This window comes from Streptomyces sp. NPDC007157 (genome assembly GCF_040634235.1).
Taxonomy (GTDB): domain Bacteria; phylum Actinomycetota; class Actinomycetes; order Streptomycetales; family Streptomycetaceae; genus Streptomyces.
In genome coordinates, this window is the sequence record NZ_JBEYFE010000004.1 from 193881 (window position 1) to 220552 (window position 26672).

Annotated in this window: 22 protein-coding genes and 1 pseudogene; 15 read left to right on the forward strand and 8 right to left on the reverse strand. The window is 70.2% G+C overall.

All coding sequences use genetic code 11. The features are described 5' to 3' along the window. The first annotated feature begins 56 nt into the window (after positions 1-56). Positions 57-656, forward strand: a complete 600-nt coding sequence (locus tag ABZ642_RS08795) for a TetR/AcrR family transcriptional regulator (protein ID WP_360479354.1) — start codon at positions 57-59, stop codon at positions 654-656. Positions 657-1136: 480 nt separating this feature from the next. On the opposite strand, the gene ABZ642_RS08800 is transcribed toward ABZ642_RS08795, so the two are convergent. Both ABZ642_RS08800 and ABZ642_RS08805 read right to left on the reverse strand, forming a co-directional pair. Beyond that, positions 1137-2357 carry a metallophosphoesterase gene (locus ABZ642_RS08800; RefSeq protein WP_360479357.1) on the reverse strand — a complete coding sequence of 407 codons (1221 nt, stop codon included), beginning with the start codon at positions 2355-2357 and terminating at the stop codon, positions 1137-1139. 256 nt (positions 2358-2613) lie between these two features. Further along, positions 2614-2982: a hypothetical protein gene (locus ABZ642_RS08805; RefSeq protein WP_360479360.1), complete on the reverse strand. Its 369-nt coding sequence runs from the start codon at positions 2980-2982 to the stop codon at positions 2614-2616. Between the two features lie 632 nt (positions 2983-3614). On the opposite strand from ABZ642_RS08805, the gene ABZ642_RS08810 reads away from it, so the two are divergent. The 4 genes and pseudogenes from ABZ642_RS08810 to ABZ642_RS08825 form a co-directional block, all read left to right on the forward strand. Continuing rightward, entirely contained in the window at positions 3615-3842 is a 228-nt protein-coding gene (locus ABZ642_RS08810) for a hypothetical protein (RefSeq protein WP_360479363.1), read from the forward strand. Between the two features lie 75 nt (positions 3843-3917). After that, positions 3918-4280 carry a hypothetical protein gene (locus ABZ642_RS08815; RefSeq protein ID WP_360479366.1) on the forward strand — a complete coding sequence of 121 codons (363 nt, stop codon included), beginning with the start codon at positions 3918-3920 and terminating at the stop codon, positions 4278-4280. Between the two features lie 247 nt (positions 4281-4527). After that, positions 4528-4938 (forward strand): hypothetical protein, encoded by a 411-nt coding sequence (locus ABZ642_RS08820; protein WP_360479369.1) that lies wholly within the window; start codon positions 4528-4530, stop codon positions 4936-4938. A gap of 1127 nt (positions 4939-6065) precedes the next feature. Next, positions 6066-6297, forward strand: a pseudogene (locus ABZ642_RS08825) (asparaginase); the annotation flags it as partial. 158 nt (positions 6298-6455) lie between these two features. Here ABZ642_RS08825 and ABZ642_RS08830 read toward each other — a convergent pair. The 3 genes from ABZ642_RS08830 to ABZ642_RS08840 form a co-directional block, all read right to left on the reverse strand. Next, the gene (locus ABZ642_RS08830) at positions 6456-7127 is read right to left on the reverse strand and encodes an enoyl-CoA hydratase-related protein (RefSeq protein WP_360479372.1); all 672 of its coding nucleotides are present in this window, start codon (positions 7125-7127) and stop codon (positions 6456-6458) included. Further along, positions 7114-7518 carry a CoA transferase gene (locus tag ABZ642_RS08835; RefSeq protein WP_360479375.1) on the reverse strand — a complete coding sequence of 135 codons (405 nt, stop codon included), beginning with the start codon at positions 7516-7518 and terminating at the stop codon, positions 7114-7116. The genes ABZ642_RS08830 and ABZ642_RS08835 overlap by 14 nt, the downstream gene beginning before the upstream one ends. Positions 7519-8079: 561 nt before the next feature. Further along, a complete protein-coding gene (locus tag ABZ642_RS08840) occupies positions 8080-8331 on the reverse strand; it encodes a hypothetical protein (protein ID WP_360479378.1) in 252 nt (83 codons plus the stop codon). Positions 8332-8472: 141 nt separating this feature from the next. Here ABZ642_RS08840 and ABZ642_RS08845 point away from each other — a divergent pair, with 141 nt between their 5' ends. Beyond that, positions 8473-10431 (forward strand): glycoside hydrolase family 15 protein, encoded by a 1959-nt coding sequence (locus tag ABZ642_RS08845; protein ID WP_360479381.1) that lies wholly within the window; start codon positions 8473-8475, stop codon positions 10429-10431. A 520-nt stretch (positions 10432-10951) separates the two neighbouring features. Here the strand turns inward: ABZ642_RS08845 and ABZ642_RS08850 are convergent. Beyond that, the gene (locus tag ABZ642_RS08850; protein ID WP_360479384.1) at positions 10952-13060 is read right to left on the reverse strand and encodes an FUSC family protein; all 2109 of its coding nucleotides are present in this window, start codon (positions 13058-13060) and stop codon (positions 10952-10954) included. Positions 13061-13758: 698 nt separating this feature from the next. Here ABZ642_RS08850 and ABZ642_RS08855 point away from each other — a divergent pair. The 4 genes from ABZ642_RS08855 (at position 13759) to ABZ642_RS08870 (ending at position 15997) form a co-directional block, all read left to right on the forward strand. After that, a complete protein-coding gene (locus ABZ642_RS08855) occupies positions 13759-14328 on the forward strand; it encodes a hypothetical protein (protein WP_360479387.1) in 570 nt (189 codons plus the stop codon). A 240-nt stretch (positions 14329-14568) separates the two neighbouring features. After that, complete coding sequence (panD, locus tag ABZ642_RS08860) at positions 14569-14988, forward strand: aspartate 1-decarboxylase (RefSeq protein ID WP_360479390.1); 420 nt, start codon at positions 14569-14571, stop codon at positions 14986-14988. A 21-nt stretch (positions 14989-15009) separates the two neighbouring features. Next, positions 15010-15354, forward strand: coding sequence for a GNAT family N-acetyltransferase (locus tag ABZ642_RS08865; RefSeq protein WP_360479393.1), 345 nt, complete (start codon positions 15010-15012; stop codon positions 15352-15354). A gap of 10 nt (positions 15355-15364) precedes the next feature. Further along, the gene (locus tag ABZ642_RS08870) at positions 15365-15997 is read left to right on the forward strand and encodes an aspartate/glutamate racemase family protein (RefSeq protein WP_360479396.1); all 633 of its coding nucleotides are present in this window, start codon (positions 15365-15367) and stop codon (positions 15995-15997) included. A gap of 433 nt (positions 15998-16430) precedes the next feature. Here the strand turns inward: ABZ642_RS08870 and gndA are convergent, their stop codons facing one another. Continuing rightward, positions 16431-17870, reverse strand: coding sequence for an NADP-dependent phosphogluconate dehydrogenase (gene gndA, locus ABZ642_RS08875; protein ID WP_360479403.1), 1440 nt, complete (start codon positions 17868-17870; stop codon positions 16431-16433). Positions 17871-18223: 353 nt separating this feature from the next. Between gndA and ABZ642_RS08880 the strand changes: the two genes are divergently transcribed. Continuing rightward, entirely contained in the window at positions 18224-19399 is a 1176-nt protein-coding gene (locus ABZ642_RS08880) for a transglycosylase family protein (protein ID WP_360479406.1), read from the forward strand. Here ABZ642_RS08880 and ABZ642_RS08885 read toward each other — a convergent pair. Continuing rightward, complete coding sequence (locus ABZ642_RS08885; RefSeq protein ID WP_360479409.1) at positions 19389-20645, reverse strand: DMT family transporter; 1257 nt, start codon at positions 20643-20645, stop codon at positions 19389-19391. The genes ABZ642_RS08880 and ABZ642_RS08885 overlap by 11 nt on opposite strands. Before the next feature lie 231 nt (positions 20646-20876). Between ABZ642_RS08885 and ABZ642_RS08890 the strand changes: the two genes are divergently transcribed. The 4 genes from ABZ642_RS08890 to ABZ642_RS08905 all read left to right on the forward strand — a co-directional run bounded on the left by ABZ642_RS08890 (position 20877) and on the right by ABZ642_RS08905 (position 26652). Beyond that, complete coding sequence (locus ABZ642_RS08890; protein WP_360479412.1) at positions 20877-21644, forward strand: (2Fe-2S)-binding protein; 768 nt, start codon at positions 20877-20879, stop codon at positions 21642-21644. A 38-nt stretch (positions 21645-21682) separates the two neighbouring features. Continuing rightward, the gene (glgA, locus tag ABZ642_RS08895; RefSeq protein WP_360480181.1) at positions 21683-22834 is read left to right on the forward strand and encodes a glycogen synthase; all 1152 of its coding nucleotides are present in this window, start codon (positions 21683-21685) and stop codon (positions 22832-22834) included. A gap of 92 nt (positions 22835-22926) precedes the next feature. Then, the gene (glgC, locus tag ABZ642_RS08900; protein WP_360479415.1) at positions 22927-24147 is read left to right on the forward strand and encodes a glucose-1-phosphate adenylyltransferase; all 1221 of its coding nucleotides are present in this window, start codon (positions 22927-22929) and stop codon (positions 24145-24147) included. A 183-nt stretch (positions 24148-24330) separates the two neighbouring features. Continuing rightward, the gene (locus ABZ642_RS08905) at positions 24331-26652 is read left to right on the forward strand and encodes a GH92 family glycosyl hydrolase (protein ID WP_360479417.1); all 2322 of its coding nucleotides are present in this window, start codon (positions 24331-24333) and stop codon (positions 26650-26652) included. Positions 26653-26672 lie beyond the last annotated feature (20 nt).

The window sequence follows — 26672 nt, forward strand, 5'->3', positions numbered from 1 at the left end:
CCGTCATCCAGTTGGGTGATGGCGCATCGCGTCGATCCAGGAGAGGCGGGGTCGGTATGGGCCACTCGCAGGCGGAGAAGGCGGCGAGCCGCGAACGGGTCCTGCGGATCGCCTCGCGCAAGGTCCGCACCGACGGCATCGGCCGCCTCGGCATCGCGGACCTCATGAAGGAGGCCGGACTCACGCACGGCGGCTTCTACAAGCACTTCACGTCGCGTGACGACCTCGTCACCCAGGCCGCCGCCGCTGCCCTGACCGAGGGCTCGGCGAAGATGGAGCGGGCCGCGCGCAAGAACGACCGGGACGCACGGGCCGGCCTCATCGACGCGTATCTCGGGAAGCAGCACCGCGACACCCCGGCCACCGGCTGCGCGCTGGTCCCGCTCGGCGCTGCCGCGGGACGCGACGGCACCGCGGGCGACCTCCACATCAAGGACGCCTACGAGCGGCAGGTCCGCGCGTACCTGGACCTGATCGCGGGCCTGGACGACGACGCCACGGACGCCAGGGCCGAGGCCATGCTCACGCTCAGCGCCCTGGTCGGCGCCGTGCTCATGTCCCGTGCCGTGGCCGACGAGGAGCTCTCCGACGAACTCCTGGAAACGGTCAACGACCAGCTCAAGCGGCGCGGCGGCACCCCGCCTCCGGCCGCCTGACGCGTTCGCGGGGCGGCTTCCGTCGCCGAAGACCGTACTCATCGGCATGCGGTCCGACACCTGTGCCGACACCACCGCGCGCTACGGCCGTGAGCCGGGCCACCACGTGCCCCCTCGGCGCTGCGGTGCCGCGCCCGACATTGCGCAGCAGGCGACGGGCGCGCGACAGGTGGGCGAAGAACCGCCCCGCACTTCACCGCTCGGGCGACGCGGGTCTACCGGTCGACGTCGGCGACGCCGCCGCCGAGCCGGCCGAAGTGCTCGGTGGTCCGGGTCACCAGGGAGGCGACGGAGTCCGCGTCCCGGAGGTCGCACCGGACCGTGAGCAGCCCGTCGACGGCGTCCGCCGCCCGGTCGCGGGTCCGCGCGAGTGCGTGGACGAGGAAGATTCTCGGTCTGCTGGTGGTACAGGTGTCACGCGTCGCCGACCTGGGGGAGCGTCGCCACGTGTGGCTCGTTGGAACCGTCGGCCGCCCCGTGCTACGGCGAGGTGGGCAGGTGCGGGGAGCGGAGCACGAGCAGGGTGATCTCGCTGGGGGCGAAGACGCGGAACGGCGGCCCCCAGAAGCCGGTGCCGCGACTCGTGTAGAGGAGGGTGCGGGTGCCGTGGTGGCTGAGGCCTGCGAGGGCGGGCTGGTCGAGGCGGACCAGGTGGTGGAAGGGCCAGATCTGGCCGCCGTGGGTGTGGCCGGAGAGCTGGAGGTCGACGCCGCCGGCTGCCGCCCGGTCGACGAACTTGGGCTGGTGCGCCAGGAGCAGGACGGGCAGGTCGGGGTCGGCGCCGTCCAAAGCTCCGGCGAGATGGGCGCGGTGGCCTGCCAGACCGGAGGACTCGGCGGTCACGTCGTCCACGCCGGCGACCACGAGGGTGTCGCCTCCGCGTTCGAGCAGCAGATGGCGGTTGCGGAGCGGCTCCCAGCCCAGCTCGTCCATCAGGTCGACCCAGCCCTGGGCCTCGCTGTAGTACTCGTGGTTGCCGGTGACGTAGACCCGGGCCCGGGTGGCCCGCACGGTGCCGAGGGGGACGGCCTGGGCGCGGCGGCGTTCGGCCGTGCCGTCCGCGATGTCGCCGGTGTGGCAGACCAGGTCGGCTTCCAGAGCGTTCACCGTCTCGCAGACCCGTTCCGACCAGCGAGCGCGGTCGAGTGGGCCGTAGTGGGTGTCGGTGATGAGGGCGACGCGGAGGCCGTCCAACCCGGCACCCAGGCGCGGGAGTCGCACGTCGAGTCGGCGCACGCGGGGCACCCGGCGGGCCTCGGCGTACCCCCAGGCGAGCAGCACGGCGGAGACACCGAGGACGGTCCAGGTGACGATCCGGGCCCGGTCCTGGCTCTCGCCGACGCCGGTCACGGTCAGGGCGAGCCGCAGGAGGACGCCGATCAGAACGGACCAGGTGAACAGAATCCAGCTGGCGCCCAGCAGGGTGTCACCGATGATCGCCGCCCGGTCCTGCTGGCGCCGGCCGTGGCCGCGCATCATCGCGAGCGGCATACCGATGAGGCCGAGGGCGAACAGGGCGGTGCCGACCAGCGTGACCGGCAGCGGCCAGTGCTGGCCGCCGTACAGGAGCACCCAGCAGGGCACCGCCCACAGCAGGACGGGGGCGATCAGTGGGATGTAGCGCATCAGGCGGTGCAGCCGGCTCTGCCGTGGCACTCGCGCTTCGCTGTCGACGGGTCGGGTGTTGCTGGTGTCGGTCACGCTTCCCCTCCCTGACCGGGCTGCCGTCTCGCGCACTGTATCCGGTCGCCCTCGGGCCGACCGGACCGGCGTACATGGGCGCGGCCCCGAAGAACGGTCCCGGCAGCACGTCGGCCGGCCAGGTGACGCCCGTGGTCCCCGCCATGTCGGCGCTGACGAGCATCTTCATGCCGGGCACGGCAGCGGCGGACGAGAGCCGGGCTACGGTTCGCGCCGCCGCGTCGTACCCCGGCTCACTCCGGACGGCCGCAACGCCCTACTCGTTGAGGAACCGATACGTCTCGCTCGCGGCCTGGATCACGACGGTGCCGTCGCGGACCTGCCACTCGCTCATGCCGTCGACCTCGTGGCTGACGAGGAACAGACCCGTGATCAGGTCGTTGTCCTCGTCGGAGGCCGGAATCCGCGCCACGCTCCGCAGTCGGTCCAGGAACCAGCCGACGGAGTGGTCGCGCATCTGGGCCCCGAAGAGAACCCAGTTCACGAAGTTGTACTGCCTCGGCGGAAAGGCCCAGCCACCGCTGTACGTCCGGTCGGGGTCGTCCTGTTCGACGATCTCTCTGATCCGGGCGAGCTGCTGGTCGTCGCACTCCAGCCAACCCCTGACATTGACGAGGACACTCACGACAATCAGCCCCTGACCTTGCACACACGAGCCCCCGGCTCACTGATCGCCCAGCGGACCGATGTGGATGACCGCCTGCATTCCCTATCTCTCCCACTCGAAGCCGCACGGCACGCGTCAGTCCGCCGCCAGGCGTCTCGACGCCACGGAGTCGGCGTCCGCCCGGGCGAGGGCGACCGGCAGACCCGCGGTACCTCGCCACCGCTGACCCCGGTCGGCAACCTGCTCCGGATCCCTCGACTCACCTGATGACTCCTCTCCGGCGACCTGCCGACCACCACCCCGGCCGGCCCGGCGCCCACCACACCCAAGTCCGGCGATGCCCCCTCGACACCGGGATCGGGTACGGGCAAGGGCGGCAAGGAACCGGGCGGCAGCGGCAAGTCCGCCGCCCGGAGCGGGGACGAGTCGGGTCCGGCGTCGGGGACGAAACAGGGCAACGCCTACCGCAGCAAGCCCGACAGGAAACCCAACGAGTATCCGCAGGGGCCCGTGGTGAGCCTCGGCAGGCTCAAGGAGACGCCGGCCAGGGCGGGTTACCGCTCCGAGTGGGACAAGTACGGTGTCGTTCACAAAGAGAGGATCATCGATCAGAACACGGGTGGCCTGGCCGAAGGAACAGCCCACACTCTTTGGGCCCATCACCCAAGGACAGTGACCGCCCCCATCTCGGCCGGAACGGTCCGCCGATCATCGAGATCTCGAAAAAGGGCCTGCGGAGCATCAAGGAAGCCGTGGTGACGTTCTTCCACGAGACGTACCACCAACACCGCATGGCCGGCTTCGGGGACACCGGAACCGAGGAGGATGCCGAGGAGTTCGGCCAGATGAGGTGGCGCAGGATATCCGGAAGTGAATGATGTCCTGACCGGCCGGTCGGCCAGGCGACACACCGGCCGGCGCATGATCCCGCACACCCCGGAAAGGTCCCATCCATGGTCCGCCCCTACGACGAACACCATCGTGAGGCGCTCTTCGCGCAACTGCTGCGTCCGGTGACCGAGCGGATCTGCCCGGTCTGCGGGCATGTGGGCCTGCGTAACTACCACCACGAGAAGTACGGACGGACCGAGCCGTCATGGATCAACTACCTGTGGTGCGGCAATTGCCACGCCTACTCGTCGTCCTTCACAGGCGCCGGCCGCAAGATGGTCGAAAGCGACCCGCTGCTCGACGAATACGGCGACCGGATCGCCGAGGTCTTCCGCGAGCCGGAACGGCTGCTCACGATCCTCGACGGCTACTGGAAGGCCGACAGCCTCCCCCAGGTGATCACCCGGCGCCCCCGAGGACGCTGACAGCACAGTTCTCATTGCCGGGCCGGCCGCTTCCTGTCGGCCGACCCGGCCGCAATCAGCCAGACGGGCAGCGACACTTCCCAGAGGTCCTCGTGGACGACGAGTCACTGTCCCTGGTGACATTCCGCATCGGAATCGGTAGTGGGTCTGTCCGGAATCAACACACTGATACGACAGGGACCTGGCCGCGGTCCGGCAGAGGGTGCACACATCTTTGCCGTGGCCCGGGCCTCAAACGAGAATCGACATGACCTACTACGCGGATTTCTCGCTCTACGACTACGACCACCACGCAGCGCCCGAGGGCCTGACCATCGGCTGGCTGGAGGACGGCTTCGACTACAACATCGACGAGGTCTCCGAGGAAGACCTCGCGAACATCATCGATCTCGGTTCACTGCGACAGCACAGGAGCCGGGGCTGGCACGCGTGCACGCTGTGCCGGGAGTACACCGAACACTCGGTGACCTCCGCGCGGGCGAATGTCGACTACCGCTTGGGCCACGCCGAGATCAGGGCCGTCTCGGACGACGGGGTGCTCTACGTCGCCCCGAACCTGATCATCCATTACATCGTCGACCATCTCTACGGACCACCCGCCGAGTTCATCGACGCTGTCCGGTCGGAAGTCCGAAGGCGCTGGCCCGATGGTGGTTGACGCAACGGCGGCAACGGTCATCTGCCGTCCTCTGGGGCGTCGGTGACCGACGACAACCCGGCACTCGGCGAGGTCGTTCGGCAACTGACGCAGGTGTTCCCGGACGGGGTGGATGACGAGGATCACCGCCCGCTCCTCGTGATCCTGTCCGAGTGCTGTCGGAAAGGAATCTGGGAGCGGCTGTACAGGCCGCCTTCGGCCTGGACGCGCACGTCGTGCGGAACGAGGCCGCTGACGCCTGCTCGGGCAACAAGCCTTCCCGGTGCAGGATCGAGGACTTACGAAGCCGCATGACGGCAAGAGGCTGGTCCATCGTCCACGACGAGAACTGAACCGACCGGGCGCCGCGGCGAACACCGCTCTGCGTCATCGCCGCGGCGCCCGACCTCACGCGCGAATCGACATGCCCTGCTGCTGTCCGCACCCGTGCCCGCGCGTATCGCTCCAGCGGCGGCCCGACGCCGGCATCTCAATTCCTGGTGAGGTGAGGACGAGAGCACGTTTCCGTACGAACTTGTGCGGCTGAGCGACCTCGAGAATTTGATTTGCGCAGATCGCGCAGGTGAGAAGCCTGCTCGCCACGGCGCGGGATGTTCTTGGAAGTCTTCGATTCGAGGCCTCGTGCCTCTGTACAGTGAAGAGCGCCTCTGACCTGCAGAAAGTGGGCGGAGAGCCGTCTTCCAGGAGCACAGAATGCTGCGCACCATGTTCAAGTCCGAGATCTAACGCTTGAGCATCTATTCAGGTCACAGGCATGGTGGGGCCGTTCGGGTCAGCAAACGGTCAGCATCGGGTAGGAAGGCGTCCCGGCTTGCTGAACTTGCCGGAGGCCGGTTGACCCGGCGTTCGTATCTCGACTCGACGTCCACCACGTGGGCTCCTCGTGGCGCCCTCGTATACCCGACCTGATCCCGAGCAGCCGACTGCTGCGGGGCGGCGAGCACATCGGAGACTTCTCCTCGGACGGAGACGGCGGGGTGTTCGCCGTGTGGCGTGAGGGGACGACACAGAGCGCCACGGACGCGGCCCTCGACTACGCGCTCGCCGGCGCGTTCTGCACTGGAGCACAGCCGATGTGGATGACGGCGATCGAGACGGCCGGCGACCGGGATGCTGCGCCGGCCTCAGTACCGGGCGTCCTGTCGGAGATGGGCGCGGAAGCGGTCCAAGCGGTCGCTCTGCCCCACGGCCGTGCCCGTGCCCTGGCCCTCAAGATCGAGGACGGCAGCGCCCGAGCCCTGGGGCCGGTCCTGGCCCGCGCGCTTGGTTTGCTCGGCGTGACGTACCAGTGATCAACCGCGTCGGACGTATGCCCCTGCTGGGCGGAGGCCGGGGGTGGGCGAGACACGGACGGTGTTCCGAGGCAGTGGTGCGGGGCGCGTGGTGGTCGTGATGCTCGCAGACGTCCACCACCGGGCCACGTGCCCGGCCCATTCCCAGGATCAAACTGGTCCGGCCGGTGGGCCGGGCACCCGCAGCAGTGGGGGCCCGGCGCCCTCCGTCGGTTGCCTGCGGCGTCAGCCGCGTGGGTTGACCGTGTCGCGGAGGGACGCCAGAGCCGAGCCGTACATGCGTGCCTTGATGGTGCCGAGGGTGCCGCCGGCCTTGCCCAGCTGTGCCTGGGCGATCTCCACGGCCGTGGAGCGCACGGCGTCCTCAGCGACCGCCCGGTCGACGATGCCGACGGCCGCGGCGTCCGACCCGCCGTAGCGGCGGGCGGTGACCATGGCCTCGTGCGCGGTCTGCGGCGCCAGCCGGGACTGGATCAGGGCGGACATGCCGGGCGTGAAGGGGATGTTGATGTCGGCTTCGGGCAGGCACCAGTAGCCACGGTCGGCACGCATGACGCGGAAGTCGTGCGCGAGGGAGAACATCGCGCCCGCGGCGAAGGTGTGCCCCTGCAGGGCCGCCACGGTGATCATCGGTAGCGAGAGCACGCGGGCGAAGAGCTCATGGACGGAGACGATGTAGTCCTGGTGCTGGTCGGCGTGGCCGGACAGCCACTCCAGATCCAGGCCGTTGGAGTAGAACTTGCCCGTCGCGGCGGTCACCAGGGCTCGCGGTCCTTCTGCCTTCTCCACCTCGTTCAGGGCGGCGTCGACGGACGCGATCCAGTCGGGGTGGAAGCGGTTCTCACCGTCTCCGAGGTCGAGCACGAAGACGTTGTCCTGGCGGTCAAGGGTAGGCATGTGCGCTCCTGGAAGGATGCGTGGTGTGAGGGAAGGGCGAGATCGGGCAGCGGGCTGCCGCGGGCGTGCTCCAGCTCCAGCACGGGAGCCATCGGGATGCTGTGCCTGGCGCACCCCTCTGTCCAGTCTGGCGTAGTCGACGCCGGCAAGGCCGGGTTGCGTGCGGCGACGTCCGCGTGCACTGGGTGCAGTTGGCGTTCCGGCTCAGCGTGGTCGTACCCGGCGGGACGCGGTGCCGGCCCACCCGTACGGTGTCGGAGGACGACTCGATCTTGATCACGTCGGCGCCGAGGTCACCGAGTGTCTGGGCCGCGTACGGACCCATAACCAGGGTCCCCGGTTGATCACCCGCACCCTGTCGAGCGGCGCGGATGGCGAAGGATTCCGCCATCCCCTCTTCCTTTCGCGCCGTGCGTCGATGCGCCTGAGACGGAATGCTAAATGAGGTGCGACGAGAGATGGAATTATCAAGATGGGAACGGCGGTGTTACCGCAGTGGTCACACCGTTTCTCGGTATGTCCAGGGCTGTTGTCGGGCAGTTCGGAGGCGGACGTTGTCCCAGACCAGCAGGATCGGGGCCCCGAGCGTCCCGCCAGCCGAAGCCCTTCGGCTCGTCCTTACGGCCCCTGTACTCGCGGATCGCATAGATGAGCTGGGACCGTCGGCCGGGTTTGAAGCAGGCCATGTCCGCCATCGACACCCGCCCGGAGCCGCGGCCCCGCACCCGCACGACCGGGGTCTGACCGATCCGACCCCAGGTCCTGGCACGCGGCGGAGTCATCGACTGCCCGGCCTCGTCGTCGACGATCCAGGCGCCGTGCTCCGCCGCGGTGCTCTTACCCCGCAGCCAGGTCTCCTTTTTCTTCCACACCTCGACCACGGAATCGTCCCGCTCCGCTCGATGGGCCGCCTGGCCTGCTGCCGGCTCCAGCCATGCCGCTTCAGCAACCGCTACGTGCCCTCGACGGTGCAGGAGACGTGGAACAGACGGCCGATCAACGTCTTGATCCGCGCCGGCGTCCACCGCCGGTCCGCCCGGTCGTGGACCAGCGTGCCACGCTCCAACTCTCGCTCCAGCCTGGCGATCCGCGTTTCGCTGAGCCGGGACCGCCCGGCCTCGAAGCGGACGACAGCCTGCAACCTGATCCGCTCCCGCGCGGCCCTCTCGGCGTCGGTCAGCCCACCACCCTGCGCGTACCTCACCTCCCCAGGGCTACCGGAGGAGTAATGCGAACCCGCGGCATGCCGGGCAGTCTGGAGGTGGGGGCGCAAGGTGTGTCCGCGAGGGGCACGGCGGTAGCAGCGACGTCACCGCTCACGCCAGGCGGGACGGGAAGAGGCCCCATGAACGAATATCCGCTGATCGACGACCACGGACTCATCGGTGACCTGCAGACGGCCGCGCTGGTCTCCACCGAGGGAACGATCGACTGGTTCTGCAGCCCGCGATTCGACTCGCCGAGTATCTTCGGAGCACTGCTCGACGGTGCGAACGGCGGGCACTGGACGATTGTTCCCCGGGCGCCGACGTATGCGACCAAGCAGCTCTACTACCCGGACACCTGTGTGCTGCTCACCAGATTCATGACCGAGCAAGGCGTCGGATCGGTCGTGGATTTCATGCCGCCTGCTTCTCCACGTAATCCGACAAGCAATCACCGGCTGGTCCGCATGCTGCGGTGCACACGCGGCGAGATCTCGTTCGACATCGAGATCGCCCCTCGGTTCGACTACGCGCAGCAACCATATGAGGTCACCTCGCATATGGGCGGCTGGCATTTTGCCAGCCGAGGTACGGATGTGACCGTCCATGTGGTGGACACACCTGACGTTGAGTGCGTGAGCGACCGCAGGATTCGGTCAGGTGGCGTGTGCATGACTGTAAGGCTACGAGCTGGTATGACCCGCGGCCTGGTGCTGGAGACGTTCGCTGACGGTCCGCCACGCATCGTTTCGCCGCAGGAATGCGAGCAGCTACTGGAGGACACCATCGCCTTCTGGCACAACTGGCTGGCGCGTTCGCGCTACACCGGACGGTGGCGGGAGACGGTCAACCGCTCCGCCATGACGCTCAAACTCATGACGTACGCCCCGTCCGGGGCCATGGTCGCGGCTCCGACCACCAGTCTGCCGGAACAGGTCGGAGGCGAGCGCAACTGGGACTACCGCTACGCGTGGGTACGTGATGCCTCCTTGTCCCTTCACGCGCTGCTCGGGCTGGGATTCACCGAGGAGGCCGTGGCGTTCACCGAGTGGCTGGGCGACCGCGTTCAGGAATACACCGGTCCTGGCGAACACCCTCTGAAGGTCATGTACCGCGTCGACGGCTCCTCCGACCTGGCAGAGCAGACCCTGGGCCACTGGGAGGGCTACCGGCACTCCGCTCCGGTGCGGGTCGGCAACGGTGCCGCTGACCAGTTGCAGCTCGACATCTACGGATCGGCACTGGAGTGCCTCCATTTCGCCGACCAGCAGGGTCTGCCGACAACCTGTCGCATCTGGCAGACGCTGATCAACACGGTGGACTGGGTGTGCGAGAACTGGGACCGTCCCGAAGCCGGTATCTGGGAAACGCGGGGCGGTGACAAGGACTTCACCTATGGACGACTCATGAGCTGGACCGCGCTGGATCGGGCCGTACGCATGGCCGCCCGGAGCGGCCGTCCCGCCGAGGTGCAGCGCTGGACGAAGGAACGCGACGCCATCTACTGGCAGATCCTGCGGCGAGGGTGGAGCCCGGAGCGTGCAGCGTTCACGCAGTCCCTGGGCAGCGACGTCCTGGACTCCGCGCTTTTGCGGATGCCTGCGGTAGGGTTCATCCCCCCGCAGGATCCGCGGTGGCTCTCGACCTTGGACGCGATCAGGAAAGATCTCGTGTCCGACGGCCTCGTATACCGGTACGACCCCTCTGCCTCTCCCGACGGACTGCTCGGTTTCGAAGGCACCTTCTCGGCGTGCACTTTCTGGTACGTCGAAGCCCTCGCTCGCGCCGGTCATCTGCGTGAAGGGCGACTCGTCTTCGAGAAGATGCTCACCTACGCCAACCATCTCGGCCTGTACTCCGAGGAGATCGGGCTGACCGGCGAGCAACTCGGCAACTTCCCACAAGCATTGACCCACCTCGCCCTTGTCACCGCCGCGCTCAGCCTGGATGCCCATCTCGACGCCGCCAGGCCGGGCTTCCCTCCCACCTCTGCGGTTCCGGTTCCCTTTCTCTACGCGCAACCGATGGCGGCACCGGCCGGTGGTCCACCTGTCACGCCGACCACCCCGTATCCGTCGGACCACGTCATCCGCAGGTGAGCGCACCACCCTTTCCCCATCGGTCCGTCACCTGCGGTAGCAGGCCGCGTCCACCGGTGATGGCAAGGCGGTCGTGATGCCGGCACGGCTACAGGGTGCGCGATGACCATGGGCAAGCCCGTCAACACGCCACTGAGAAGGCTTCGGCCACGGCCGACCAGCCTGTTGCGGCATCGCTGCGCGGTGGTTGGATCCTGCTGGTCGAGATTGCCGATCTACGGTTGCCGTTGCCAGGTGACTGCACCATCGACGCCCTCGCCCGACCGCTGACGACACTGGCAGCCTGGTGAACGCAAGGGTCGGCCATCCTGACCGGAGCGATCGGCACGGAGCTGCTGTTGCGCGACCTGGCGCGTGCGCGCAACTCGACAGGTACTGGCTTGATGGTCAGGTCGGGGTAGGGATCCGGAACGCGTCGCGCCGCCCTGCACCGGCGTCGATCCCCAGGGCCTACCCGGCTTCGCCCGTCCCCCCTCGGCAGGAACCCCACCGTCAGGGCGGACAGCGACTTCGCGGAGTTTCAGGCTGCCGCGTGGCGACCGCGGCGGTGGCGGGAGGCGATGGTGGCGGTCAGGGCCTCCACGGCGTCGACGGTTGCGGTGCTCAGGACGACGGCGCGGCTGGTCGTGGCGCTGCCGAAGCCGTCGGATGTCTCGGCCAGCAAGCCGGAGCGGGCGGTGAAGGAGTCGAAGACCGACCGCAATACCCCCGGGGCCACGGTCTCGGCTCCGGCGGCGGCGCGGGCCAGGGCCGTGAGGTGTTCGTGCAGCGGATCGACCAGTTCGGTCAGCTCCGGCACGGTGTCCTGAGGAGTACGCGGCAGGTGTTCGCCCAGCAGGGTGGCGCATCCGGCAACCGTGGACACCTGAGTCCTGATCTGCTCCAGCTGCACACTCGACCAGGGGCCGCGGTGCTCTGCCGGCTCGGCGTGCGATTGCTCGACCGCGGCCTCCAGATGCTCCCTGACCTGCCGTGACCGCGCCCGCAGCGCGTCGACGGCTGCCGCGTCGGTCGCCCCGACGTCGGCGTAGCCGGTCAGCAGCTCTGGCAGCAGCCGGTCCTGCACCCGCAGCCACTCCGCGAGCAGGCCCGGCACCCGCCGGGTGGACCAGGTCGGCCAGACCAGGAAGATGAGCACGGCGATCGCGGCGCCGACCACCGTGTCGGCTGCCCGCGCCCACGCTGTGGGCCCGGGCAGCCCGCCGACGTGGTGGATCAGGAAGACGATCCAGGTGGTTAGCCATAGATTGAGCATCAACTGCCCAGTCCGCAGGGTCACAAACGACGCAGCGGCCAGCACTACCGCCACGACCGCGAGGCCGACGGGCGTCCAGTTCGGCAGAGACAGAATCCAGGCGAACAGGCCGCCCAGCACGGCCCCGGCCGCACGTCCCCAGCCACGGGCGAGGGTATGACCGTACTCGGGGAAGAGCACCAGCATGGTGGTCAGGGCCACCCAGAAGCCGTGGGTGGAGATGCCCAGCCCGCCCCACCCGCCGATCGACCGGCCGATGACCTCGGCGAGCACCACGCCCACTGCGAGCCGCACCGCATGGCGGAAGATCGGTGATTGGGGGTGCAGCTGCGCCCGGATCCGCCGGGCGGTGCGTGCTACGGAGGGGGTGCCCGCGTACAGGCCCGGCACCTCGGTGTGGGGTTCCAGTACATCGCCCAGGCGGTCGTCGGTCGAGCGTCGGGCCAGCTGCTCGGCCGTCCGTAGCCGTGCGGCCAGATCGCGCGGGCCGCGCACGGGCGAGGCGGCCGCCCAGGACTCCAGGAGGGTCCAAGCTTCCTCGGGGGTGCGGTGCTCGCGGCCGGAGGCCACCGTACGGGAGATGTCGCCCAGCACCTGCGCCGCAGCGGCCAGTGCCTCCTGGTTCCCGGCCGCCGCTACCGTCAGCCGCACCGTGTGCAGCGCGCGGCGGACGCGCTCGGCCTCTCCCAGCAGTCCGAACATGGCCGCCGCCGCCGGTCGACTCAACTGCGGCAGCACGTCCAGGGCCTGCCGGGCCGCCGTGAACGGAGCGGACCCGCCCAGGCCGGCGGAGCCGGCCGCGACCGAAGCCTCGGCGAACGACTGGTACAGAGCTGCAAGGGCGCGGCGCTGGGCGGCGAACCGCGGACCGTACGGGGGGAGCAGTTGCACCACCACGACGAGTCCGGTCCCGACCGCGATCCAGCCGGCGATCACCAGGCCGCCATGTACGTCGGGAGCGAGATCAGCCGTGATCATCAGCCCGATGATCGCGAGGCAACCCCGGATGCCGGGCGCGATGCCCATCGTCCGCCACAGCCCGGTGGCGAACGCTGCGACCGCGAGCACCAGCAGGAACAGCCAGGTAGTGCCGTGCACCAGGGCCCCCAGCACCGCCATGGCGCTGAAGGCCGCGGCCATCCCGAGCGCGTTCACCACAGGGTGTCGCAGCGGGCTCAGCAGCGTACCGATGCCGCAGATGAACGCACCGACGCTGGCCATGGCCCCGGCCACCGGGTCGTCCAGCACCAGGCCGAGGACCGTGGCGAGCAGCACGGACAGTACGGCCCGTGCGATCGCCGACGGGGCGGCGAATGCCCGTTGAATGCGCAGCCCGTCCCGGCTGATCGTGACCAGCGAGGACCACCAGCGCATGTCCGGGCCTCCTTGGCGGCGCGGCGCGGGAGCAGCGCTCTCATCCTCTGCCCGCTCCGGCGTGGCTGCCACTCGCCCCTGGAGGGCGCCACTCAGGGTCGTGAGACCGGCGGTCACCGTGCGTTCGTCTGAACAGCTCCGGGGCCCGGCTCCGGAAAGCGCCAGGCCCGCGCCTGCGAGGCGTTCACGACGGCCGAGCGCGTCCTGCTCATCACGCTCCTGGACCCCTCACCGAACTCGTCGCCGCTTCCGGCACCGGCTCCGATTGAAGATCGTGCAGTCGCGGGAGCACGCCTTTCCGTACTTCGGCTGCACGACTCTCCGTAGGGTGGACACGACAGGGCCTCACGTGCCCTGCCGACTCGTGCTGACCGGACGCGCACCTGACAAAGGGACGGTGCCGGGCGTCCCTTCCGGCACCGTCCGGGGGCCGCGCGCCGCTCAAGCACGGCCCGTCCTTGGGGTGTGGGACCGAAGCGCATGTCCGGTTTCCCGCGGGCGGCTCCGCGGCACTCGCTCACCGGCTCCTTCTGGCCTGCCGGAACCCGGTGAACCTTCCCGTAGCCGTCCGCCGACGGCCGTCCGCGTTCCCATCCGGGGCCTCGCCTCGACGCACCCTGCGCACGGTATGCGAGAGAGATCGGCGCGGAAGTCTCACTCGTGCCGGGAGACCGCAGGTCAGCCCCGGAGCGCAGCGCTTGTCACCACGCCCTCCGGAGGCAGGTGCGCAGCTTCGAATCCTCACTCGTCGTCTCGGCGATGCCCCCTCGACACCGCGATCTGGTACGCGCAAGGGCGGCAAGGAACCGGGCGGCAGCGGCAAGTCCGCCGCCCGGAGCGGGGAGGAGTCAGGTCCGGCGTCGGGGACGAAACAGGGCAACGCCTACCGCAGCAAGCCCGACAAGAAACCCAACGAGTACCCGCAGGGGCCAGTGGTGAGCCTCGGCAGGCTCAAGGAGACGCCGGCCAGGGCGGGTTACCGCTCCGAGTGGGACAAGTACGACGTCGTCCACGAGGACCCGATCATCGACCCGGTCACACGAGAGTACAACTTCGGCAACAGCCCGCACACGATGAAGACGACCCACCCGTACACCGAACGCCCGAACCTGGGCCGCAACGGGCTGCCGGTCATCCAGATCTCGAACAAGGGACTGCGAAGTATGGAGGAGGCGGTGGTGACGTTCTTCCACGAGACCTACCACCACTACCGCATGGCCAACTACGCGTCCGCAGGCTCCTGCTCCAGCTCCCTTCGGCTTGCCTGATGAGAAATCAGGTAGGTCGGCATGCAATCGGCATTGGGCCGGGACGATCTTCCTTGCTTGCTCCTGGCCTACGGCTCCGCGGCAGCGTAATTTGCAGGGATCGCGCAGGTCAGAAGCCTGCTCGCCACGGTGCAGGATGTTGCGCAAAGTCTTCGAGTCGAAGGTATGCCGATGTACAGTGAATGACGCCCCTGACCTGCAAAAACGTGGGCAGGGAGCTTACCTTTCAGGAGTGTCCCGATGCTGCGCACCATGTTCAAGTCCAAGATTCACCGAGCCACCGTCACCCAGGCCGACCTGCACTACGTGGGATCGGTGACCATCGACGCCGACCTTCTCGACGCCGCCGACCTGCTCCCCGGTGAGCTGGTCCACATCGTCGACATCAGTAACGGCGCCCGGCTGGAGACGTACGTCATCGAGGGCGAGCGGGGTTCCGGGGTCGTCGGGATCAACGGGGCGGCCGCCCATCTCGTCCACCCCGGCGACCTGGTGATCATCATCAGCTACGCTCAGGTCACCGACGCCGAGGCGCGTACGCTTCGACCGCAGGTCGTGCACGTCGACCACGACAACCGCGTCGTGGCGCTCGGCGCCGACCCGTCCGAGCCGGTACCCGGCTCGGACCAGGAGCGCAGCCCGCAGGCCGTGTCGGCCTGACCGGCGGACCAGGAGGGCGACATGAGCGACATCGAGATCCGCGACGACCGGCAGGCGGGTCGTCTGGAGGCGGTCGCCGGCGACGAAGTCGTCGGCCACGTCGAGTACTTCGTGCTGGAGTCGCCCTCCCGGGCCCTGGTGCCGGTCCACACCATCGTGGAACCGGAGCACGAGGGGAAGGGCATCGCGGGCTCCCTCGCCCGCGAGCTGTACGCGATCGCCGAGCGCGAGGACACCCCGGTGGCCCCGCTCTGCCCGTACGTCGTCAGGTGGGCCGAACGTCACCCCGAGGTGGCGCCGGCGGCGGACCCCGAGCTGCTGCGCGCGGCGAAGGAGTGGCTGGTCGCCCACCCCGGCCGCTTCTGAGGAATCACAGATGCTCGCCCTCCTCCACACGTCCCCCCTCCACATCCCCGTCTTCGACGCCCTGCGCGACGAGGACCACCCGGGTCTGGAGCTACGGCACCTCGTAGCACCGGAACTTCTGGCCCGGGCCCGCCGGGAGGGCCCCGAGGCGGTGGCACCGGAGGTCACGGCCGCCCTGGAGCGGGCGGCGGCCGACGGTGTCCGGGCCGTGCTCTGCACCTGCTCGACGATCGGCGAGGTGGCGGAACGGGCCGCCGACAGGATCGGCGTCCCGGTAGTCCGAGGCGACCGCCCGATGGCGGCGGCGGCCGTGACGGCGGGCCCCCGCGTCGCCGTCCTGGCCACGGTCGAGAGCACCCTGGCGCCGACCCTGGCCCTGATCGAGGACGAGGCCCGGCGTGCGGACCGCCCGATCCGCGCCCGCGCCCAGGTCGTGGCGGACGCCTGGACCCACTTCGAGGCCGGCGACATCGAGGGATGCGCCCGCCTGGTGGCAGCCGCCGCGGACACCGTGACCGACGCCGACGTGATCGTCCTGGCCCAGGCCTCGATGACCTCGGCCCAGCGGCTGACGACCACGACCGTGCCGATCCTGGCCAGCCCACGCCCCGGCCTCGCGGCGGCGGCACGGGCGGCAGGGTGAGTGCACGCGCCGCGTTCGGGTACGTGGGGAAGTAGATCCCAGAGGTGAAGTCGAGCCACTGGCCGGAGGACGCCATGACGAACCCGCAGCCCACCCCGGTACCCCCCACCCCCCAGCCTCCGGACCCCTACCCCAGCCCGGTCCCCACCCCGGAACCACCCCCGTCCCCGGGCCCCGTCCCCACCCCACCACCGCCGACCCCCGCTCCACCCCCCGTCCCACCCCCCGTCCCCCCGAACCCGGACCCCACCCCGGAACCGGGCCCACCCCTCACCTGACAACAGCCACACGCCCCCGAAGGGGCGCGGGGAACTGCGCAATTCCCACAACGCACCCGCACCCGACCGACAAGCTCGGCACCCACCCCCAGGGGCGCGGGGAACTGCGCGAACCCGCAGCCCACCCGCGCCCCTCTCCCAACGGCCAGGTCCGCCTACGCGGTGACCTCGCTGCGGTCCCCGCCCCACAGCGTGTGGAACGCACCCTCCCGGTCCACCCTCCGGTACGTGTGCGCCCCGAAGAAGTCCCGCTGCCCCTGCGTGAGCGCGGCGGGCAACCGCTCCGCGCGCAGCGCGTCGTAGTACGCCAGCGCCGCCGAGAAACCGGGCACCGCGACCCCCTCCCGGGTCGCCGCGATGATCACCTCACGCCAGTCGTCCTGCGCCCCGGCGATCTCCCGGGCGAACGTCTCGTCGGACAGCAGGCTCGGCAGGTCCGCCCGCGCGTCGTACGCCGCGCGGATCCGGTCCAGGAACGCCGCCCGGATGATGCAGCCGCCCCGCCAGATCGAGGACACCGCACCGAGGTCGATGTTCCAGTCGTACTCGTCGCTGCCCGCCTGGATCTCGTGGAAGCCCTGCGTGTACGACACGATCTTCGACGCGTACAGCGCCTGCTCCACCCGGTCCGCGAACGCCGCCGCCTCCGCCTCGGGCAGCGCCGTCGGCTTCGGACCGGCCAGCTCGCGGGAGGCCGCCCGCAGATCCGCGTGGCCCGACAGGGAACGCGCGAAGACCGCCTCGGCGATCCCCGACACCGGCACGCCCAGGTCGAGCGCGATCTGGACGGTCCAGCGGCCGGTGCCCTTCTGCTCGGCCTGGTCCACCACCACGTCCACGAACGGCTTGCCGGTCGCCGCGTCCACGTGCGCCAGCACTTCCGCCGTGATCTCGATCAGGTACGAGTCGAGGCGGCCCGTGTTCCAGGTCCGGAAGACGTCCGCGATCTGCGCGGGGGAGTACCCGGCGACGTCCCGCAGCAGCTGGTACGCCTCACCGATCAGCTGCATGTCGGCGTACTCGATGCCGTTGTGGACCATCTTCACGAAGTGCCCGGCGCCGTCGGGGCCGATGTGCGTCACACACGGCGCGCCGTCGGCCGCCTTCGCCGAGATCTTCTCCAGCATCGGGCCCAGCGAGTCGTACGACTCCTTCGGGCCGCCCGGCATGATGCTCGGCCCGTGCAGCGCGCCCTCCTCGCCGCCGGAGACGCCCATGCCGACGAAGTGGATGCCCTGCTCGCGCAGCGCCTTCTCACGGCGCCGGGTGTCCGCGAAGTGCGCGTTGCCACCGTCGATGATCATGTCGCCGGGCTCCAGGAGCGGTGCGAACTCCTCGATCACCGCATCCGTCGGGTCACCGGCCTTGACCATGACGACCAGCCGGCGGGGCCGTTCCAGCGCCTCCACGAACTCCTTGGCGGTCTCGGCCGCGATGAAGTCGCCCTCGTCCCCGAAGTTCTCCACCAGCTCGTGTGTCTTGGACACCGTGCGGTTGTGCAACGCCACCGTGTAGCCGTTGCGCGCGAAGTTCCGGGCGAGGTTGCGGCCCATGACCGCGAGACCCGTGACGCCGATCTGCGCCGAAGTGCTCATACCGCCTGCTCCTCAAAGATCAAGTCGATCCCGTAGAACGTGCAAGGAATGCTGCCGCCCCTCATGCCCGCCAGTATTGCCCAAAGGCCATCCTGACTCGCCGTTCGACCGGCCGCACTTGCAGATACGGACCACAGGGGCCGACGCCTCAGCAGCCTCACGAGACACTTCGCGGGGGTGCCGCGCGGCTCTCCGGGCTGACGGCGGGTCAATTCCGTTCTGTTCGGTGCCGCTTCACGGCGTGACGGCCGTGTCTCCAGGTGCGAGAGGCGGCTGATTGCTGTCTTGTCATGGCCTGTTCGGGGCGCTTACTTTTGGCCTTCCTGACGCGCGTGGCGAGGGGGATCTCAGACATGGCCGATCGCGGCCGGCACCGCCGGTACCAGCCGAACAGGATCAACCGCGCCTCGCTGACCGTCACGGCGGGCGGCGCCGGGCTGGCGCTTCCGCTGGCCGCCGCCGGGAGCGCCGACGCGGCCTCCGTGTCCACCTGGGACAAGGTCGCCGCCTGCGAGTCCAGCGGCGACTGGGGCATCAACACCGGCAACGGCTATTACGGTGGGCTCCAGTTCACCCAGTCCACCTGGGAGGCCTACGGCGGCACCCGGTACGCGCCGCGTGCCGACCTCGCCACCAAGGACCAGCAGATAGCCGTGGCCGAGAAGGTCCTGGGCGGACAGGGGCCGGGCGCCTGGCCCGTCTGCTCGGTCCAGGCCGGGCTCAGCCGCGGCGGCGGCACGCCCGAGGTGCACACCGAGAGCGCCTCCACCCGCCCCGCCAAGAGTTCGGTACGGGACGTACAGCCGCAGACCACACCGCAGTCCCGGGCCGGCAAGGCCGAGATGTACACCGTGGTGCACGGCGACACGCTCTCCGGGATCGCCGAGGAACACGACGTCAGCGGCGGCTGGCACCGGCTGTACGCGGCCAACCGCGCGACGGTCGGCTCCGACCCCGACCTGATCCTGCCCGGCCAGCGGCTGAGCCTGACGGGCCACGCGACCGAGGACGCGAAGACCGGATCGTCGGCGAAGAAGACGGCGGCCGGGACGTCCAAGCCGGCCAGGACGAAGACCAAGGCCAAGCCGGAGGCCCGGACCAAGAAGGCCTCCTCCCACAGCGACCACGCCCTCGTCGCCCCGGTCGACGCCCCGATCGGTACGCCGTACCACGCGTCCGGCTCGCACTGGTCGAAGGGCTACCACACCGGCGTCGACTTCCTGGCGTCCACCGGCACCTCCGTCAAGGCGGTCGAGGCCGGGGAGGTCGTCACGGCCGGCTGGGGCGGTTCGTACGGCTACCAGGTGGTCATCCGGCACGCCGACGGCCGCTACACGCAGTACGGTCACCTCTCGGCCATCTCCGTGCGGGCGGGGCAGAGCGTGTCCACGGGGCAGCGGATCGGCCGCTCGGGGTCCACCGGAAATGCCACGGGCCCGCATCTGCACTTCGAGGTGCGGACAGGGCCCGGTTTCGGCACGGACATCGACCCGGTCGCCTATCTCCGGGCCGGCGGCGTCAGGATTTGACCCTCATCCGGTGCCGGTCCGGCAGCGGGGCCGGCACATAGCCGACGGCGGGAAGCAGCACGTCCGGCACGGACGCGGTGCGCTGCTGGGGCATCTCGGGCAGCACCATGAGCGCCTCGCCGTCCGCCGCCGGCCCGCCGGGAGCCGCCACGCCTCCCGCCGCGGCCGGGACTCCCGCCACCTCCGCCGCCCCGGCAGCCTCCGCCACCAGCCCGGCGTCCACCAGCCCTGCCCCGGCCGGCTCGGCCTCCGGGAGGGCTGCCACGGCCAGGCCGGCGTCCATCAGGCCGGCGTCCACCAGGCTCGCCTCGGCCGCCTCGGCCCTCGCCAGGCCCGCCTCCGCCAGTTCCACGAGTGCCTCGACCAGTGGATCGGGGGAGGTCTCGTGCTCGGGTGCGGAGTACGCCGGGTGCGGGGTGCTCTCGATGCGTTCGGTCGTCAGCAGGATCAGGCCGCCCGTCGCCACCACACCGCAGGCCAGCGCCAGCAGGGTGCCGGTCGTGCCGTAGCGGAACGTCTCGTCGAACATCGTGATGCCGACCGCGGCGGCCAGTACCGGGTTGACCACCGTCAGCGTGGCCAGCGGCGCGGCGAGGCCACCGCCGCGGTACGCGGCCTGCGAGATCATGACGCCGGCGACGGCGTACACGCCGATCACGGCCAGCCAGAGCGCGTCGGACACGGCGATCCCGCCGTCCCAGTCGATCGCCACGACCTTGGTGAACACCGAGGACATGCCGAAGGCTATGCCGGACGCGACGGCGAGCAGCACGCTGCGCACCGCCGGGTGCCGGTGCGCGGCCCGGCCCGCGGCCAGCAGCGCGACGATCGCCCCGCCGGTGACCACCGCGACCCCGGTCCGGCCGGCGGAGTCCAGGGTGTGGGAGTCGGAGGAGCCCACCAGGGAGAGCAGGCCGGCCAGACCCACGGTGGCCATGATCGCCCCCCGCCAGGCGGTGGAGCCGGCCTTGCGGCCGACGAACAGGGCCGCCATGGGCAGCGCGAACACGATGGTGAGCGCGCCCAGCGGCTGGACCAGGCTGAGCGGGCCGTAGGCCAGCGCCACGACGTGCAGCAGGCCACCGAGGCCGTTCAGCGCCATCGCCCCCCACCAGCTCGGGCGGCGCAGCGGCGCGTACTGCTCGTCGGGGGAGCTGACCGCGACCTGCTCCTGCACGATCGCTCCGCCGGCGTAGGCGACGGCTGAGACGAAGGACAGCACCACGGACAACGCGAGGGAACTCATGCAGGGCTCCTCAGCGTCAGACGGATCCGCAGGGCGGTCCCGCACGGTGAACGGTCGGCTTCCATGAGCAACACTGTGCCCGCCCGAACGCTTCCCGTCGTCGTACCTGAGCACCCAATGCCTCGTACTACCGATGGAGTAGGGGAGGTCTCTGATCATCCCCAGGGTGGGTGTCGGCGGGTGGAGACCCGGAGCCCCCGGGTCCTAAGAAGCCTGGTACTACTGCTGTTCGTGGACCTGGACCCTGATCTCGCCGCGCTCCGGCCGCTCGGCGGCTTCTTCGTGCTGCCAACGCTCCGATCGGAGGCCGGAGACCCGGAGGCGGTGCGGATCACCGAACTGCCAAGCCTTGCAAAAGCTTATAAAACATGCACATCGGATGTTTACCAAGATGTCCTAACTTTCCGTGTTGGGGTGGTGGCGGGCCGTCTCCGCGCCTCCGAGCTCCGGGTCGCCGCCTCCATCGCCCAGCAGGGACTGGCCGCCCGGCTCTGGTCCGTCGCCCTCGGCTGCGCCGCCCGCTACGGCCGCCTCCCCGACCTGGACCCCCGTCTGCTCCGCTGGGACGCCCGGGCCGGCGCCCCCGACGACCTCTGGCTCACCGAGGTCCGCCCGCTGCCCGGGGGCGCCGGCCCGGACACGCTCGCGGACGCCGTCGTGCACGGTCATCTCGAACCCCTGGCGGAGGCCCTGCGGGCCCGCTACGGCGTCGCCGCCGCCCTGCTGTGGGGCAACGCGGGCTCCGCGCTGGCCGGCGCCGCCCGCGAGCTGGAGCGGTGGGCCCGTGCCGACGGCCGTACCGAGGTCGCGGACCGGACCCGCACCCTCGTCGACGCGCTCTTCGGGCACCCCCTGCTGAGTGCCACCGGCACCCGTACCGGCCCGGCCTTCCGGCGGCGCAGCTGCTGTCTCTACTACCGGGTACCGGGCGGCGGGGTCTGCGGTGACTGTTGTTTCACACAACCACCGTGCTCTTCCCCGCGCGGCGCATCTGGGTGACCATGGAACAACCGGCCGTGGAGATCAGGGGGTTGCGGGTGCGAGTGGGACTGCTGACCCGGGAGTACCCTCCGGACGTCTACGGCGGCGCGGGTGTTCATGTGGAGTTCCTCGCCAGGGAGTTGCGGCCGCTGGTCGACCTGGAGGTGCACTGCTGGGGCGAGGGCCGCGGGGTCGGCGTAGTCCGGCACCGCCCCTGGTCCGCGCTGGACACCGCCAACGACGCGCTGCGCACCTTCTCCGTGGACCTCGCCATGGCCGCCGGCCTCGAAGGCCGCGAACTCGTGCACTCCCACACCTGGTACGCCAACCTCGCCGGCCATGTGGCCAAGCTGCTGTACAACGTCCCGCACGTGGTGACCGCGCACTCGCTGGAGCCGCTGCGCCCCTGGAAGGCCGAGCAACTCGGCGGCGGATACGCCCTGTCGAGCTGGGCCGAGCGCAGCGCGATCGAGGCCGCCGACGCGGTGATCGCGGTCTCCGGGGCCATGCGCGCGGACATCCTCGGCTGCTACCCCGCCCTGGACCCGGCGAAGGTCCACGTCGTGCACAACGGCATCGACACCGCCCTGTACCGGCCGGACCGCTCCACCGACGTCCTCGCCCGGACCGGCATCGACCCGAGCCGCCCCTACGTGCTGTTCGTCGGCCGCATCACCCGCCAGAAGGGCGTGCCGCATCTGCTGCGCGCCGTACGGGACATCGACCCGGGGGCGCAGGTCGTGCTGTGTGCCGGGGCTCCCGACACCCCGGAGATCGACCGGGAGTTCCGTGAGCTCTTCGAGGAGCTGCGCCGGGTCCGCGAGGGCGTGCACTGGATCCCGCAGATGCTGCCGCGCGCGGACGTCATCCAACTCCTCACCCACGCGGCCGTGTTCGCCTGCCCCTCGGTGTACGAACCGCTCGGCATCGTCAACCTGGAGGCGATGGCCTGTGGCACGCCCGTGGTGGCGTCCCGGGTCGGCGGAATCCCCGAGGTCGTCGAGGACGGCAAGACAGGGTTGTTGGTCGATCTCGACGACGACTTCGAGGCGGGCCTGGCCCGGGCGCTGGACGCCGTCGTCGGCGACCGGGAGACGGCCCGGCGGATGGGCGAGGCCGGACGGGAGCGCGCCGTGGGCGAGTTCGGCTGGGACGCGGTGGCCCGGCGCACGGTCCGGCTCTATGAGGAGATCCTCAAACAGTCGTAACTGGCAGGCCGTCTGTTCGACGTGATCGGGGTACAGGCTTAGCGGGAGTGCTTCGAGGGCAGGCATGGAGCACCAGGGTGAGGGGAGCGGCCATGCGTCGTGGTGGGCCTTCGGTACTCGGGATCGTGCTCGCGGGTGGGGAAGGCAAGCGCCTGATGCCCCTGACCGCCGACCGGGCCAAACCAGCTGTCACTTTCGGCGGGACGTACCGTCTGGTCGACTTCGTGCTGTCCAACCTCGTCAACGCGGACGTGCTGCGCATCTGCGTGCTGACCCAGTACAAGTCGCACTCGCTGGACCGGCACATCACCACCACCTGGCGGATGTCCAGCCTGCTCGGCAACTACGTCACCCCGGTCCCGGCCCAGCAGCGGCTGGGCCCGCGCTGGTACCTGGGCAGCGCCGACGCCATCCTGCAGTCCCTCAACCTCGTCCATGACGAACAGCCCGACTACGTCGCGGTGTTCGGCGCCGACCACGTCTACCGCATGGACCCCCGGCAGATGCTGCAGCAGCACATCGAGGGCGGCGCCGGGGTCACGGTCGCGGGCATCCGCATCCCTCGCGTGCAGTCCTCGGCGTTCGGTGTGATCACCCCGGGCTCCGACGGGCAGACGATAGAGACCTTCCTGGAGAAGCCCACCGACCCGCCGGGGCTGCCGGACGCCCCCGACACGGTCTTCGCCTCGATGGGCAACTACATCTTCACCACCAAGGCCCTCGTAGAGTCCCTGCACCGGGACGCCGAGGACGACGACTCCGTGCACGACATGGGCGGCTCGATACTGCCCCAGCTGACCGCCCGCGGCGAGGCCCAGCTCTACGACTTCGGCACCAACCACATCCCCGGCGAGACCAGCCGCGACCGCGGCTACTGGCGGGACGTCGGCACCCTCGACGCGTACTACGACGCCCATATGGACCTGATCGCCGAGCGGCCCGCCTTCAACCTCTTCAACCGCAGCTGGCCCATCTACACGCACTCCTACCAGCTCTCCCCGGCCCGCTTCAACGCCGGCGGCATGGCGAGCGAGTCCATCATCAGCGCCGGCTGCCTGATCCGGGGCCAGGTCACCCGGTCCGTGCTGTCACCGGGCGTGCGCGTCGACCCGGGTGCGGTGGTCCAGGGTTCGATCCTGCACGACAACGTGGTCGTGGGCCGGGGCGCGGTGGTGCGCGGCGCGGTCCTGGACAAGAACGTCGAGGTCCCGCCCGGCGCCACCATCGGCGTCAACCCGGACCGGGACGCCGAGCTGTACACGGTCTCCAAGGGCGGGGTGATCGCCCTCGGGAAGGGGCAGCTGGTCTCGTAGCTCCCTCCGCGTACTCCGGGCCCGGCGCCGTTCCCGCGCCGGGCCCGACGCGTTGCGCGCGTCTCCTCCCGCACCCTCCCCTCGCGCGACGCGTTGTGCGCGAAAACTCCTATGTGCCGGGCTTTGCGCCCTTTCCCCCTCACGATGCAGACAACGACGTCGAACCTTCGGAGGTCATCCGACATGAGAGGGACCCGGCGCACACGGCTGTGCCTGGCCGGGGTGCTGACAGCGTCCGCGCTGCTCACCGTCCCCGCCGCAGGGGCCGCCGAACCGACCGACGGCCACCTCACCGACCTGGTGAACCCCTTCATCGGGACCCAGAACGAGGGCAACACCTTCCCCGGCGCGGCCGTGCCCTTCGGCATGGTGCAACTCTCCCCGGACACCGGGCACAGCACCGGCTACGACTACGCCCAGCACCAGATCCGCGGCTTCTCCCTGGTCCATCTCTCGGGCGTCGGCTGCCGCATCGGCGGCGACCTGCCCGTCCTGCCCACCACCGGGGACGTCACCCAGACGGATTACGCCCGGTACGCGGCCGGATTCGACCACGCCGACGAGCAGGCGAGCCCCGGCTACTACCGCGTCGGCCTGGACTCCGGCGTCCGCGCCGAGCTGACCGCGACCGCCCGCACCGGCGTCCAGCGCTACACCTTCCCGGCCACCGACAAGGCCAACGTCCTGCTCAACGCGGGCCAGGCGCTGCACAAGCCGGTGAGCAGCGAGGTCGAGATCCTCGACGACCACACCGTCCGTACGAAGATCACCGGGCATGGCTTCTGCCGGGAGACCGCCCCCTACACCGTGTACACGGTCACCCGCTTCAGCCGCCCCTTCACCGCCTACGGCACTTGGAACGGCACCGCGATCACCCCCGGCGCCCGCGCCGGGGCCGACGGCGCCTATGTCCGCTTCGACACCACCCGGGACCGTACCGTCGAGGCGACCACCGCCCTGTCGTACGTCGACGCGCGCGGTGCCGAGGTCAACCTGCGCGCCGAGGGCGGCCGTTCGTTCGACACGGTACGACGGCAGGCCCGGGACGCCTGGGAGCGGCGGCTCGACGGGGTGCGCGTCCAGGGCGGCGGCACGACCCTGCGTCGTACCTTCTACTCGTCCCTGTACCGCGCCTTCCTGGCACCCAACGTGGGCGACGACGCGGACGGCCGGTACGCCGGCTGGGACCGCCGGATCCACCGCTCCGCGGGGTTCACCTACTACCAGAACTGGTCGCTCTGGGACACCTACCGCACCCAGGCCCAGCTGCTCGCCCTGCTCGCGCCGCGCGAGGCACGGGACATGGCGCTGTCGGTGCTGAAGGTCGACGAGGAGGGCGGCTGGCTGCCCAAGTGGGGCTACGGCACGGTCGAGACGAACATCATGACCGGCGACCCGGTCACCCCGTTCCTGACCACCGCCTACCAGGCGGGCCTGCTCAAGGGGCACGAGGAGCGGGCGTACCGGGTGCTGCGGAGGAACGCCGACGGCGTGCCCCCGGCCGCCAACCCGGGCGTCGGCCGCGAGGCCAACGCCGAGTACCTCGCCGACGGCTTCGCGCCCTACGCCAAGGGCCGCCCGCACACCAAGGTCGGCGATTCCGACTACGACCACGGCGCCTCGGTCACCCTTGAGTACGCGCTGTCCGACGCGATGCTCGCCCAGATGGCCCGGGACCTCGGCCATGGCGCGGACGCGGCCCGCTATGCCACCCGGGCCCAGAACTACCGCAACGTCTTCGACCCCTCCACCGGCTTCTTCCGCGCCCGGGACGCCTCCGGCGCGTTCACCGGCGACCCCGACCCGGCCCGCGGCATCGGCTTCCACGAGGGCACCGCCTGGCAGTACCAGTGGCTGGTCCCGCAGGACCTGCCCGGGGTGATCTCCCTGATCGGCGGCGAGCAGGCCACCAACCGGCGGCTCGACTCCTTCTTCGCCTACGACCGGCTGCTCGCCGACCCGGAGAGGACCGCGCGCGAGGTGTGGGTGCACGGCAACGCCTACGACTACTACCGCGCGGCCGTCTACAACCCGATGAACGAGCCCGACCTCATCGCCCCGTACACCTATCTCTCCACCGGCCAGCCCTGGAAGACCACCGACGTGGTGCACGCGGCGCTCACCCTCTTCACCGACGGGCCGTCCGGGATGACCGGCAACGACGACCTCGGCACCATGTCCGCCTGGAACGTGCTGTCGTCCATCGGTCTCTTCCCCGTCCAGCCGGGATACGGCACGTGGGGCCTGTCGACGCCCGTCTTCGACCGGGTCGACGTCCGTCTCGACCGCCGCTACTGGCCGAGCGGCGGTTTCACGGTGACCGCGCCCGGCACCTCGGCCGCCGACCGGTACGTCCAGACCGCCCGGGTCGACGGATCGGAGTACGGCCGGACCTATCTGACGAACGGTTCGCTGCGCACCCTGCGCTCGCTTGCGTTCACGGTCGGCCCGCGCCCGTCAGAGTGGGGTACGTCACCCCGGGCGGCGCCACCGGCGCTGAGGTGACCTCAGGTTTCCCATGAGTC

Bases quoted from the DNA above. Each gene is read 5' to 3' on its own strand.
- ABZ642_RS08795 (WP_360479354.1), top strand. From the start codon at position 57: ATGGGCCACTCGCAGGCGGAGAAGGCGGCGAGCCGCGAACGGGTCCTG.
- ABZ642_RS08815 (WP_360479366.1), top strand. From the start codon at position 3,918: ATGGTCCGCCCCTACGACGAACACCATCGTGAGGCGCTCTTCGCGCAA.
- ABZ642_RS08820 (WP_360479369.1), top strand. From the start codon at position 4,528: ATGACCTACTACGCGGATTTCTCGCTCTACGACTACGACCACCACGCA.
- ABZ642_RS08830 (WP_360479372.1), bottom strand. From the start codon at position 7,127: ATGCCTACCCTTGACCGCCAGGACAACGTCTTCGTGCTCGACCTCGGA.
- ABZ642_RS08835 (WP_360479375.1), bottom strand. From the start codon at position 7,518: ATGGCGGAATCCTTCGCCATCCGCGCCGCTCGACAGGGTGCGGGTGAT.
- ABZ642_RS08845 (WP_360479381.1), top strand. From the start codon at position 8,473: ATGAACGAATATCCGCTGATCGACGACCACGGACTCATCGGTGACCTG.
- ABZ642_RS08850 (WP_360479384.1), bottom strand. From the start codon at position 13,060: ATGCGCTGGTGGTCCTCGCTGGTCACGATCAGCCGGGACGGGCTGCGC.
- panD (WP_360479390.1), top strand. From the start codon at position 14,569: ATGCTGCGCACCATGTTCAAGTCCAAGATTCACCGAGCCACCGTCACC.
- ABZ642_RS08865 (WP_360479393.1), top strand. From the start codon at position 15,010: ATGAGCGACATCGAGATCCGCGACGACCGGCAGGCGGGTCGTCTGGAG.
- ABZ642_RS08870 (WP_360479396.1), top strand. From the start codon at position 15,365: ATGCTCGCCCTCCTCCACACGTCCCCCCTCCACATCCCCGTCTTCGAC.
- gndA (WP_360479403.1), bottom strand. From the start codon at position 17,870: ATGAGCACTTCGGCGCAGATCGGCGTCACGGGTCTCGCGGTCATGGGC.
- ABZ642_RS08880 (WP_360479406.1), top strand. From the start codon at position 18,224: ATGGCCGATCGCGGCCGGCACCGCCGGTACCAGCCGAACAGGATCAAC.
- ABZ642_RS08885 (WP_360479409.1), bottom strand. From the start codon at position 20,645: ATGAGTTCCCTCGCGTTGTCCGTGGTGCTGTCCTTCGTCTCAGCCGTC.
- glgC (WP_360479415.1), top strand. From the start codon at position 22,927: ATGCGTCGTGGTGGGCCTTCGGTACTCGGGATCGTGCTCGCGGGTGGG.
- ABZ642_RS08905 (WP_360479417.1), top strand. From the start codon at position 24,331: ATGAGAGGGACCCGGCGCACACGGCTGTGCCTGGCCGGGGTGCTGACA.